7 protein-coding genes and 3 tRNA genes are annotated in these 11646 nt (G+C 65.4%); 2 read left to right on the forward strand and 8 right to left on the reverse strand.

Going from position 1 to position 11646, the window contains the following annotated elements:
* Nucleotides 1-481: 481 nt before the first annotated feature.
* Genes LVO85_RS13355 through LVO85_RS13370 form a run of 4 tightly spaced genes read right to left on the reverse strand, consistent with a single transcriptional unit; the run spans nucleotide 482 to nucleotide 7530 of the window.
* A complete protein-coding gene (locus LVO85_RS13355) occupies nucleotides 482-3829 on the reverse strand; it encodes a DEAD/DEAH box helicase family protein (RefSeq protein ID WP_232747989.1) in 3348 nt (1115 codons plus the stop codon).
* Between the two features lie 9 nt (nucleotides 3830-3838).
* Nucleotides 3839-4921 (reverse strand): hypothetical protein, encoded by a 1083-nt coding sequence (locus tag LVO85_RS13360; protein WP_232747990.1) that lies wholly within the window; start codon nucleotides 4919-4921, stop codon nucleotides 3839-3841.
* 3 nt (nucleotides 4922-4924) lie between these two features.
* The gene (locus tag LVO85_RS13365) at nucleotides 4925-6079 is read right to left on the reverse strand and encodes a restriction endonuclease subunit S (RefSeq protein WP_232747991.1); all 1155 of its coding nucleotides are present in this window, start codon (nucleotides 6077-6079) and stop codon (nucleotides 4925-4927) included.
* Nucleotides 6076-7530 (reverse strand): type I restriction-modification system subunit M, encoded by a 1455-nt coding sequence (locus LVO85_RS13370; RefSeq protein WP_232747992.1) that lies wholly within the window; start codon nucleotides 7528-7530, stop codon nucleotides 6076-6078. The genes LVO85_RS13365 and LVO85_RS13370 overlap by 4 nt, the downstream gene beginning before the upstream one ends.
* Nucleotides 7531-7729: 199 nt before the next feature.
* Between LVO85_RS13370 and LVO85_RS13375 the strand changes: the two genes are divergently transcribed.
* The gene (locus tag LVO85_RS13375) at nucleotides 7730-7936 is read left to right on the forward strand and encodes a helix-turn-helix domain-containing protein (protein WP_232747993.1); all 207 of its coding nucleotides are present in this window, start codon (nucleotides 7730-7732) and stop codon (nucleotides 7934-7936) included.
* Nucleotides 7937-8037: 101 nt separating this feature from the next.
* On the opposite strand, the gene LVO85_RS13380 is transcribed toward LVO85_RS13375, so the two are convergent.
* The 4 genes from LVO85_RS13380 to LVO85_RS13395 all read right to left on the reverse strand — a co-directional run bounded on the left by LVO85_RS13380 (nucleotide 8038) and on the right by LVO85_RS13395 (nucleotide 9375).
* A tRNA-Val gene (locus tag LVO85_RS13380) sits at nucleotides 8038-8109 on the reverse strand.
* A 26-nt stretch (nucleotides 8110-8135) separates the two neighbouring features.
* Nucleotides 8136-8206, reverse strand: a tRNA-Cys gene (locus tag LVO85_RS13385).
* A gap of 22 nt (nucleotides 8207-8228) precedes the next feature.
* Nucleotides 8229-8301, reverse strand: a tRNA-Gly gene (locus LVO85_RS13390).
* A 63-nt stretch (nucleotides 8302-8364) separates the two neighbouring features.
* Complete coding sequence (locus LVO85_RS13395; protein ID WP_232747994.1) at nucleotides 8365-9375, reverse strand: YihY/virulence factor BrkB family protein; 1011 nt, start codon at nucleotides 9373-9375, stop codon at nucleotides 8365-8367.
* A gap of 125 nt (nucleotides 9376-9500) precedes the next feature.
* Between LVO85_RS13395 and glgX the strand changes: the two genes are divergently transcribed.
* The gene (glgX, locus tag LVO85_RS13400; RefSeq protein ID WP_232747995.1) at nucleotides 9501-11639 is read left to right on the forward strand and encodes a glycogen debranching protein GlgX; all 2139 of its coding nucleotides are present in this window, start codon (nucleotides 9501-9503) and stop codon (nucleotides 11637-11639) included.
* Nucleotides 11640-11646: the final 7 nt, after the last annotated feature.

Consider the following 11646-nt stretch of genomic DNA (forward strand, 5'->3'; position numbering starts at 1 on the left):
ATGCGTGAGAGAGTGACTGCATGCGAGACGAGCTCCGAAAGATCAATTGCCCAGACTGCGGCGGAACCCTCACCGTTGTCGATCACCCAATCATGGTCGACCAGATCGCTGAGCCTGTTCGATGGACCGTGATTCGCGCCACCTGTACGGGCGCCGGATCTGGCTGCGCCGTGACAGATGAGCAGATTCCCGAGCGCCGAGCCTGATCGTGACACTGCGTCGCCGTCGGTTGACGGCCGCCTGATAGGCATCCCGCACCGGCAGCGCCATCACGACGAGGAGCGAACACCAAGGCCCTGCCAACGGGACGGAACAGGCCCTAAGCTAAGACAGCGGCCGAGAGTACTCGAGTGAGGACCACGCCTGCCATAGAGGTGCGCTGAAACTCCACGCGTGACGACCTGGTGACATCCGATTGGGAGGCGGCTGGCTCAGTACCTAGGCTCTCGTAGCGCGGACCGCGCAGGCACGGGCGCGGAGGTCAGGCGACCTCGCCAGGGACCGCGGTCTGCTTGATGTGGTGCAACGTCTCCACGATGACCTCGACCTCGGCGTCGGGAAAGAAGTAGTCGGGGCCGGTGGGGGCGTGGTCGGTGTAGGGCGACTCGAACAGTCGGGCCGGGTCCATCACGCCGTTCTTGGTGAGTTCGTCGACGATGAGGTTCACGAAACGAACCTGGGCGGCGGAGAACTTGGTGTTGTCGAGGTACTTCTCGAAGGCCTCGATGGCGGCGGAGCGGTCAAGTCCGACCAGGTTGCGCACGAAGATGCCGAGGCCGCCGCCCTGTTCGGTGGCCCAGGCGATGTCGACGTGCTGGCCACCGGACGCGACGAGCATCTGCTCCAGCGCTGTCAGGTCATCGGGGGTGAGCTGCTTGTTGCGGCGAAGTCGCTGAAGGGTGAGGTTGTCAAGGTGCTCGCGCAGATACGCCTCGGCCTTGGCGCGGAAGCGCTCGAAGTTGGTGCCGGGCGTGACTCTGGGCAGGACGACCTCAATGCCTTCGCCAAGAATGTCCTCGAAATGGGTGTAGACCGGGTTGCGCGACGTCTTCTCGATGAAGCGCACCAGGCCGCGTAGCTTGCGGCGGGCCTCCTCGAGCATGGGGAGGGTGACGTCGATCCACCACTCGTCACCAGCGACCAACTCCAACAGCACCGCCTGCTCGGCGACACTCGGGATGGTCGTCTTCCCTAGAAGCGCAGCGGCGATCTGCTGTACGGTCTCGCGCAGTCGTTCGGCGAGGACGGCGTCGCCGTCGAGCTGGGCGAGCTGGCGGCGCAGGACGAGAAGGTCGAAGCGCTTGGCATCCTCGTCCTCGTCACGAACCGAGGACGGCAATCCGGCGACCGCGAGCAGCGCCTCGGAGTCCTCCGCTGTGATCTTCTTCCAGGCGTCGGCGGCGGCGTACTTTTCGACGGTCCGACGGTGAGGGCGCACGACGAAGTTGTCGAGGTTCATCCCGGCGACGACCTCGTGCAAGGTCGACGCGGTCGAGGTACGCAGGGCTGGCTCGGTGTCACCCAGCCCGATCAATAGCCCGAGGCGTGCCTCGAACAGCCGCTGAGACAGCGACTTCTGGCTCTGGCCCGGGGAGCCGGGAAGGTCCTGGCTGAAGTACTCGAGGTTGCCGCAGAAGTCGAAGACGAGGAAGTCTTCCTTGTCGTCACCGGGCCCGAACAGGTCGGGGCTGAGCCGGGTGCCACGGCCGATCATCTGCCAAAACTTCGACTTCGAGCGCACCATCTTGAAGAAGACCAGGTTGACGACCTCGGGCACGTCGATGCCGGTGTCGAGCATGTCCACGCTTATCGCGATGTGCGGCGCTTTGTCCTTGACCGAGAAGTCGTCGATCAACGACTGCGCGTAGGGCGTGCCGTACGTGATCACGCGTGCGAAGTGCCCCGCGAGCTCGGGATAGGCGAGGTTGAAGCGCTTCTCGATGAACTCGGCGTGCTTCTGGCCCTTGGCGAAGATGATCGTCTTGCCTAGCCGGTCACCACTGGCCACCTTGTGGCCCTGCGTCATCAGCGTCTCCAGGACCTTGTCGACGGTGTCCTCGTTGAACAGGAACCGGTTGAGCTCCTCGGCCCCGACCTCCTCAGGCGGACCGTCCTCACCCCAGTCCAGGGCGTCCCACTCGTCCTTCTCGTCCTCGGTGAGGTCGTCGTACTTGATGCCCGAGCGCAGGAACTGGGTGCCGACGCTGAAGCCTTTCGGGGGCACGAGGTATCCCGCATCGACAGCCTCGTCCAGCGAGTAGTTGTCGGTCGGTACGCCGTCCTCGAGGTGGAAAAGGCGGTACGTGTTGTGGTCGACCTCGTCCTTTGGCGTCGCGGTCAGGCCGACGAGATGTGCGTCGAAGTAGTCGAAGATGGCGCCGTACTTGGCGTAGACGGACCGGTGAGCCTCGTCGATCACGATGAGGTCGAAGTAGCCCGGCCCGAACCGGCGTCTGCCACTGTCCACCTCGTTGACGAGGTTCATCATCGTCGGGTAGGTCGAGATGTAGACGCGGCCCTCGACAGCCTTCTCGACCACCAGGTTTACGGTCGTCGACCCCGGCAGGTGTTCCTTGAACCCGTTCGCGGCCTGGTTGACCAAAGCGGTGCGATCGGCGAGGAAGAGCACTCGCTTGACCCAGTTAGCCTTCTGCAGCAGGTCCACGAGCGCGATGGTGGTGCGGGTCTTGCCCGACCCGGTTGCCATGACCAGCAGGGCTTCGCGCTGTTTGCGGTCGAAGGCATCCCCTACGGCCTTGATCGCCCGCACCTGGTAGGGCCGGCCTGCGATGTCGGTGTTGACCTGCGCCGAGGAGAGCGGCAGCTTGGTCTGGCGGCGTTGGATGAGCAGCTCCAGCTCGTCCCGGGTGTAGAACCCCTGGATCTCGCGCGGCGGGTAGCCCGCGTCGTCCCAGATCCGATGCTCGTAGCCGTTGGTGTAGAAGATCACCGGCCGGCGACCGTACTGCTTTTCCAGACAGTCGGCGTAGAGCTTGGCCTGCTGCTGACCTACCTCTGGCGATTTTGAGGTGCGCTTGGCCTCGACGACGGCGAGCGGCAGACCATCGGCACCCCACAGGACGTAGTCGACGAAGCCTCTGCCTTCGGCGTTGGGCATGCCGGTGACCTCGTACTCGCGATCCCGGTCCTGATCCAGCGTCCAGCCGGCTTCCTGAAGCAGAACGTCGATGAACAGGTCGCGGGCGGCGGCTTCGTCGTAGTCCCTGGTGTCCGGGGCGGTTTCCGCTTGAGCTGTCGCGATCTGGGCCTTGAGCACGGCGATCTCGGCCAGGTGCGCGGCGAGCCGCTCGTCCTTTTGGGCAAGCTGGCGGGCATGGGCGTCGTCCTGCTCCTGGAACTTGGTTGCGAGCCGGGCAACTTCCTCGCGTGACAGCGGCGCTGCCTTGGCCGCGAGCGCGGGATCGAACTGCGCCTGCAACGGCACCACAGCGGGCTCAGGCGAGTGGTGGTACGACGTCCACACGACGACGTGGAACAACTCTCGCAGCACCGCCAGCGACACGTCAGGACGGATCTGGCGGGTCTCGTGCACCGCGGTGTTCGCGATGCGACGGATCGCAGTCAGTTTCTGCGTGATTCCCTGAGGCACCGTGGCCTTGAACGCGGCGTCGTTGATCTTCGCGGCGAGGTCATCGCGGTAGGGAATCGGCAGTGAGAGGACGGTGTAGAGGTAGCCGACCAGTTCCTCGACCACGCGGCGGCTGTAGAAGCACGCGGACCGCGGATCCGACGACAAATATGACTCGGCCCGGGCGCAGTCGTCATGGAGCGACGGGAGCGTCTGGCGGACGAAGTCGAAGTTGCCCATGATGGTCGGTCACTCGGCCTTGTTCTCGATGCCGAAGTGGTCGGCGAGTCGTTCCAGGGTGAACTCCTGACGGAGCTTGCAGGCGCTGTGCTGGCTGGCGAACATGCCCTTCTCCCAGTAGGCCTCCGTCTCGGGACGTGCGTCCAGCCACTCGATGGGAACAACCCACTCAGCCGTGTCGTCGTCGACGGCGTCAAAGTGCGCATGTGGCTTGCCGATGAGGTCCTGCTCGGCGAGCTTCACCCAGTTCTCGCCGACCTTGACGAGGGCTTCTGTCCATCGGCGTGCGGGAGCGAGCGTCTTGCCAACAGCGACGTAGCCGGTGCCGGGGACGTTCACCCATACGCGCGCGCCCTCCGGGAGCGACCTCATCGTCTGCGAATAGAACTTCCCACCGCCGGCGGACACGAAGCCCAACCTCCGGGCGTCGTCCCAAGGCCGGTCGCCGCCGAACGAGACGTACCAGTCGAGTCCGTTCCAGGCGGCCCGCTTGCCCTTCTTCGCGGCTGAAGACGCTGCCGGCGCACCTTCCTCGGAATTTGCCAGCCAAGACCGGGCGAGGTACCGGCGGCCGTCGTCTTCCAAGTAGGAGAAGAAGACAGCGTTCACAGGGACACCGAAGCCGCGTAGGTAGGTGACGATGCGCTCGGAGCTGCTGTCCAGCTCGGACGCGACGACCGTTAGCTGCAGCTCGCCGTTGAGCTCGTCGGGCGGAGCGCTGCCGAAGACGTCCTCGAAAGCCGCTTCGAACGGCTGGTGGAGGTGCTTGTCGGCGATGTCGATGACTTCGTCGCGCGAGAGCGTTGACGCCCACGAGCCGTAGTCGAGGATCTGCGCTACCACCTCGCGCGGTGTGCGGTCGCGCTTGAGCTCCAAGACGTGAAGGTTGCCGTCGGTGTCGATCGCCAGCAGGTCCAGCCGCTTGCCGTACGGCGTCGGCACCTCGCTACCGATGACCAGCAGCCGCATGCCGAGCAGAGACGGGTCCCTCAGCAGGAACTGATGAAGCTCCTTTTCGGCAGGTAATGCCTTGGTTGTCAGGGGGCGCGGGTCGTCGCCCTCGATGCGCCACATCCTCATCTCAACCGGCATGGGTCAAAGTTCCCCTCGGAACGCTCTGGTTTGGATGGATACGAAGAGCGCCTCTACGGCCGCCTGCGCATGCTGCTCTCGAACCCGTTGGTGCCCCACATGCTCAATCTGGCGATCGAACTCTCGCTGGCGACTGAGAGGCGGAACCGGCACCTCTAGAGGAAACAGGTCCTGCTTGTTCAGTTGAGGAACGGTACTTCCGCTCGTGATCGTCGAAAGATCGAATTTCCGGAACCACTCGAAGAGGTAGCCGCTTGTGACCCGTCCCTCGTCTCCCTTGATGCCCATCAAGTTTGGATCCAGTGCCGTTCGCCGCGTCGCGAGTCGCTTCTTGTTCGTCGCGATTGAAGCGCCTCGCTTGGGCAGAAGAACCGCGCCAGCGGACACCGTGGAGGACCGTGCAGTTGCCACGTCTGTCCAACGGGCAGTCGTGGCAATCCGCTCCTCGTTTCCGACCGCGTTCATGTCAGAAACCTTCATCAGCAGTGTGCCGTCAGTCTGCCCTTTGAACGGTTCGCCTTCGAGCAGGCTGCTGCCACCGTACAAGGTTGCAATCTCCCCTAACTGCGTCGGACTACCCGGGTCGGTGCCAAACATGTCTTTGAAGATCGATTGGGTGAGGGCATCGAGGCGTGTGAGGACTTGGCGGCGCTTGGTCCGGAGGGCGTCGGCGTGGTCGAGGATCGCGGCGATGCGGCGCTGCTCGGTAAGGGGTGGGAGAGGAATCTCAATGGCCGCAAATGCACTCTCAACAGAGAGGTTCTTAATGGTAGCGCCTCGCACGAATGGAGCGATCCCCGCGGTGAACCACCCGGAGCGGAGATAGTGGAAGGCGTAACGCGAGTCAACCTCGAGTGGGTCAACCCGAAGAACTCGGACGAAGTTCGTGGCAACCGTTGGCTCCGCCGGCTCTGCTCCGATGTACGCGACGTTCCCGCAGTTTCCAGAAGTCGTCAGCAGGATGTCTCCGGCGCGCACATGTGCCTTGCCAAACTCTCGTTCTGTGTAGCCTCGAAGCGGTAGCGCGTCCCACCTCAATTCGCCCGACGTTCCCACATCGCCGTTCCGAATCGCCCGTGCATCAATGTCTGAGCCTTCAGCTTCAACGCCCCAGTAGCCGCCAACTCTGGTGGGTATGGCCCGTGCCAGTCTCGTCACGAGAGCCTCGCCTTCAGTTCGGCGAGGCCCTTAGAGATCTCGTCGTCCAACTGCTCGATGTCGGCGATGATCTCAAGGGGGGCACGGTGCTCGATCTCGTCGTGGACGATCTCCTTGTACCGGTTGAGCGAGAGGTCGTAGCTCTGAGCGGCGATGTCGGCCTTGGGGACGAGGAACGACTGTTCGGTGCGGGCGCGGTCCTGCTCTGCGTCGAGGTTCTGCCATCGGGCCAGCACGTCGGGCAGGTCGTTCGTCTCCACCGGGTTGCGCTTGTCGTCGAGGGAGAAGCCGTCGGCGCGAACGTCGTAGAACCAGACGTCGTCGGTGCCGCCGGAATTGGTCTTGGTGAAGAACAAGATCGCAGTTGAGACGCCGGCGTACGGGCGGAAGACACCGGACGGCAGCTTTACGACGGCGTCGAGCTTCTGGTCCTCAACCAGCATCTTGCGCAGGGCCTTGTGCGCAGTACTCGACCCGAACAGCACGCCGTCGGGGACGATGATCGCCGCGCGGCCGCCGGACTTGAGAAGTTTGAGGAACAGCGCGAGAAAGAGCAGTTCGGTCTTCTTGGTCTTGACGATCCGCTGAAGATCCTTGGCGGTGGCCTCGTAGTCGAGTGAGCCCGCGAACGGCGGGTTGGCAAGGATGAGCGTGTACTTGTCGGCGTCCCCGGCCGCTCCCTCGGAAAGGGAGTCGCGGTAGCGGATGTCGGGAGATTCGATGCCGTGCAGGAGCATGTTCATGCTGCCGATGCGCAGCATCGTGGAGTCGAAGTCGTAGCCGTGAAACATCGACTGGTGGAAGTGCTTGCGCTGCAGAGAGTCGAGCAGAGCTTCGGCCTGGGTGTCGCGGACGTACTCGCTGGCGGCGACGAGGAAGCCGGCGGTGCCGCAGGCGGGGTCGCAGATCTCGTCGGACGTCTGTGGCGCTGTCATCTTGACCATGAGGTCGATGATGTGGCGCGGCGTGCGGAACTGGCCGTTCACGCCGGCGGAAGCGATCTTGGAGAGCAGGTACTCGTACAGGTCGCCGTTGGTGTCGCGATCGACCATCGGGATGTCGTCGAGCATGTCGACGACCTTGGACAGCAGCGCCGGGGTGGGGATGGTGAAGCGAGCGTCCCTCATGTGCTCGCTGTAGGTGCTCCCGTCACCAAGGCCACGCAGCAACGGGAACACCTCGTCGGCGATGGTCTTGTGCATCACTTCGGGCGAGGTGTTCTTGAACTGACCCCACCGCAGATGCGCCTGGCCAGGCAGGAAAACCGGATTCTCGACGTAAGTCTTGGTGATGCGCGCCTTCTTCTCGGCCAGCGTCTGAATGTCGTCGAGGCGACGGATGAACAGCAAGTAGGTGATCTGCTCGATCACCTCGAGCGGGTTGCTGATACCGCCCGACCAGAAGGCGTCCCAGACGCGGTCGATCTTGCTCTTCAGGTCACCTGTGATCACAGGCGTAACTCTAGCGACTAGGCCCCGCGCTCAGACCGGGGACACCCTCCGGCCCGCCGGGTTGTCCGTGCCGCCCTTCAGGATGGCCGCTCCCCGGAGGAGGGGGACCGCGGGAGACGCCGGTGGCCACTCGCGGTTACTCGGCGGCCTTAGAGGATGAGCGCGGCCAGGTGGGCCGCAAGCGACCCAGGAGAAGACCATGGCTGCCACCATCCCCCACAAGCTCGTGTCGCTGGCCGAAGCGGCCGACGTCCTCGCGGTCTCGACGAAGACCGTGCGCCGCTACATCGCCGACGGGCACCTCGACGCCGTGCGGCTCGGGCGCAAGACGTTGCGGATCAAGCTCGACTCGATCGAGAGGTTCATCGACGCCCGACCCGTCGGCGGGTGGCGTCGGGCTGGCTGAGAGTCCCATGCGTGCCCAGAAGGACCCGCCCGCTGTTCCTCGGATGTTCCTCGGACACAAGCAGAGGCCCCCTAAAGGGCCTCTGACCTGCGGTTATCCTGTGGGCGATACTGGGTTTGAACCAGTGACCTCTTCCGTGTCAAGGAAGCGCGCTACCACTGCGCCAATCGCCCTGGCGTGTTGGACTGGTCGTGCTGCGAGGTGGAGACGGGATTTGAACCCGTGTAGACGGCTTTGCAGGCCGTTGCCTCGCCTCTCGGCCACTCCACCGTGAGACATGCTTCTGCCTCCGAGCGGACGACCGGTCTCGAACCGGCGACCTCAACCTTGGCAAGGTTGCGCTCTACCAACTGAGCTACGTCCGCGTGCCCCAGAGGTCTCCCCGGTGCGTCACGGAACATTAGCCCACCCCCGCACCGGTCGCAAAATCAGCCTGGACGGGGCTCCTGCTGGGGTTGCTCCAGGGGCGGTTGGACCGGGGTAAGCGGCCCCGGCTCCTCGCCGTTCTCGCGTCGCTGGTCCCACCAGTCGTTGAGCCGCGAGACCGGTCCCCGGTAGTCCGGCGGGGGCCACAGCCGGCGGATCGCGGCGTTGAAGGCCGCCCCGACCAGCACCGCGAGGGCGAGGAAGTAGAGCCAGACCAGCAGGATGATCGGAGCCGAGAGGGGTCCGAAGATCGACGCCCCGCCGACGGCCTGCTCGGCCCCGTAGCGCAGCACGTTGGAGGCACCCACCCAGACCACCACCGCAAGGAGGGCTCCGCCGATGTCCCGGAAGAACGGGGACCGCTGGGGGGTGGCGAAGTGGTACAGCCCGGTCAGGCTCACCAGCCCCAGAAGTCCCACGATGGGCCAGTAGCCTGCCACCAGGAACTGCGCCTGGTCGGGCAGCCACACGCGCAGGTACCGGGGCCCGATCAGCACCAGGGGCACCGTGATGCCCATCGCCACGGTGAGGCCGACGTAGAGGGACAGGCTGAGCGCCCGGGAGCGGACCATCCCCCGGTAGCCCATCTGGCCGTACATGATCACGATCGTGTCCATGAAGACGTGCAGCGCACGGGAGCCTGCCCACAGCGACAGCAGGAACCCTGCAGAGAGCAGGTCGGCACGCCCACCGACCAGGGTGTCGTTGACCGTCGGCATGATGACCTGGTCGACTGTGTCCTCGGTCAGGAAGCGCAGCGCCCAGGTCTCGATGGCCTCGGTGACCGTGTCGATCACGTCGGTGCCCAGCTGGCGACCGACGAAGCCCACCCCGGCGATGAGGGCCAGCAGCAGGGGTGGCACCGAGAGCAGGGCGAAGAACGCAGCCTCGGCAGCCAGGCCGGTCACCCGGTATCGCAGGGCGATCGTGCCGGTCTCGACCACGACACGTGCGACGTTGAGCGCTCCGGGGACCGGTGCCAGCACCCGCCGGACACGCTGCCGAAACGTCACGTCCCCACGGTAGCCGCAGCACCGGCGCACACCCCGGAAGCCGTCGGGAGCGCCGCCATGGGACACAATGAACGTCGCCGACAGCGCCGTCGGACTCTTTTGACCGCCCGACAGGAAGACCGTTGATGGACATCTGGCCCGGCAAGCCCTACCCCTTGGGCGCCACGTATGACGGCAGTGGCGTCAACTTCGCGATCTTCTCCGAGGTCGCCGAGAGGGTCGAGCTCTGCCTGATCGGCGAGCGCGGCAAGGAGACCCGCCACGAGCTGACCGAGGTCGACGCCCACGTCTGGCACGCCTACCTGCCGACGGTCCAGCCCGGGCAGCGCTACGGCTACCGCATCCACGGGCCGTACGCCCCCGAGCACGGCCACCGCTGCAACCCGCACAAGCTCCTGCTCGACCCGTACGCCAAGGCCATCGAGGGCCAGGGCGACGGCGGACAGCCGCTGTTCGGCTACACCTTCGGCGACCCCGACTCCTTCAACACCGAGGACTCCCTGGGGCACACGATGATGTCGATCGTGGTCAACCCCTTCTTCGACTGGGGCCACGACCGGCCGCCGCGGCACGAGTACCACGACACCGTCATCTACGAGGCCCACGTCAAGGGTCTGACCATGACCCATCCGGAGGTGCCCGACGACATCCGCGGCACGTATGCCGGGCTGGCGCACCCGGCGGTCGTGGAGCACCTGTCCAACCTCGGGGTCACCGCGGTGGAGCTCCTGCCCGTGCACCAGTTCGTGCAGGACAGCCACCTGGTCGACCAGGGGCTGTCCAACTACTGGGGCTACAACACGATCGGCTTCCTCGCGCCGCACAACGGGTATGCCGCATACGGCACCCGGGGTCAGCAGGTCACCGAGTTCAAGTCGATGGTGAAGGCGCTGCACGACGCCGACATCGAGGTCATCCTCGACGTGGTCTACAACCACACGGCCGAGGGCAACCACATGGGGCCGACACTGGCCTTCCGCGGCATCGACAACGCCTCCTACTACCGGCTCGTCGACCACGCCCCGCAGCACTACTACGACACCACCGGCACGGGCAACAGCCTGCTCATGCGCAGCCCGCACGTGCTGCAGCTGATCATGGACTCGCTGCGCTACTGGGTGACCGAGATGCACGTGGACGGCTTCCGCTTCGACCTGGCCGCGACCCTGGCCCGGCAGTTCCACGAGGTCGACAAGCTGTCCGCCTTCTTCGACATCATCCAGCAGGACCCGGTGATCTCCCAGGTCAAGCTCATCGCCGAGCCCTGGGACCTCGGCGACGGCGGCTACCAGGTGGGCAACTTCCCACCGCTGTGGACCGAGTGGAACGGCAAGTACCGCGACACCGTGCGGGACTTCTGGCGCGGGGAGCCCTCCACCCTCGGCGAGTTCGCCTCACGCCTCACCGGCTCCTCCGACCTCTACGAGCACTCCGGCCGGCGCCCCTACGCCTCGATCAACTTCGTCACCGCCCACGACGGCTTCACGCTGCGTGACCTGGTGTCCTACAACCACAAGCACAACGACGCCAACGGCGAGGGCGGGCAGGACGGCGAGAGCCACAACCGCTCGTGGAACTGCGGCGCCGAGGGCCCGACGGACGACCCCGACATCCTGACGATGCGCCTGCGCCAGCAGAAGAACTTCCTGGCCACCCTGCTGCTCAGCCAGGGGGTGCCGATGATCCTGCACGGTGACGAGCTCAGCCGCACCCAGCAGGGGAACAACAACGTCTACGCCCAGGACAACGAGCTGGCGTGGGTCGACTGGGAGATCGCCGACGACGAGCAGGAGCTCTTCGACTTCACCTCGTCCCTGATCCGGCTGCGCAAGGAGCACCCGGTGCTGCGCCGGCGGCGGTTCTTCGCCGGCGACGCCGACCACGGCGGCCAGAGCGAGCTGGGTGACATCGTCTGGTACACCCCGGAAGGCGCCGTCATGGACGGCCAGGACTGGCACACCAGCCGCACCTCGCTCATGGTCTTCCTCAACGGCGAGGCGATCTCGACGACCGACACCAAGGGCCGCCCCGTCGTCGACGACCACTTCCTGCTGCTGTTCAACGCCTTCCACGAGGCCGTCGCGTTCACCGTGCCGGACGACATCGACGCCCGCGTGTGGACCGTCGTCGTCGACACCAGCGACGAGGGTGACACGCTGGCCGAGCCCGGCGAGCCGGTCACGTGGGACGCCGGCTCCACGCACGAGCTGCCCCCGCGTGCGGTCGTCGTGCTGCTGGGGGTGCCCGAGCCCGAGCTCGACTGACGTCATC

Source organism: Ornithinimicrobium sediminis (assembly GCF_021272345.1).
GTDB classification, from domain to species: Bacteria; Actinomycetota; Actinomycetes; order Actinomycetales; family Dermatophilaceae; genus Ornithinicoccus; species Ornithinicoccus sediminis_B.

Bases quoted from the DNA above. Each gene is read 5' to 3' on its own strand.
- LVO85_RS13355 (WP_232747989.1), bottom strand. From the start codon at position 3,829: ATGGGCAACTTCGACTTCGTCCGCCAGACGCTCCCGTCGCTCCATGAC.
- LVO85_RS13360 (WP_232747990.1), bottom strand. From the start codon at position 4,921: ATGCCGGTTGAGATGAGGATGTGGCGCATCGAGGGCGACGACCCGCGC.
- LVO85_RS13375 (WP_232747993.1), top strand. From the start codon at position 7,730: ATGGCTGCCACCATCCCCCACAAGCTCGTGTCGCTGGCCGAAGCGGCC.
- glgX (WP_232747995.1), top strand. From the start codon at position 9,501: ATGGACATCTGGCCCGGCAAGCCCTACCCCTTGGGCGCCACGTATGAC.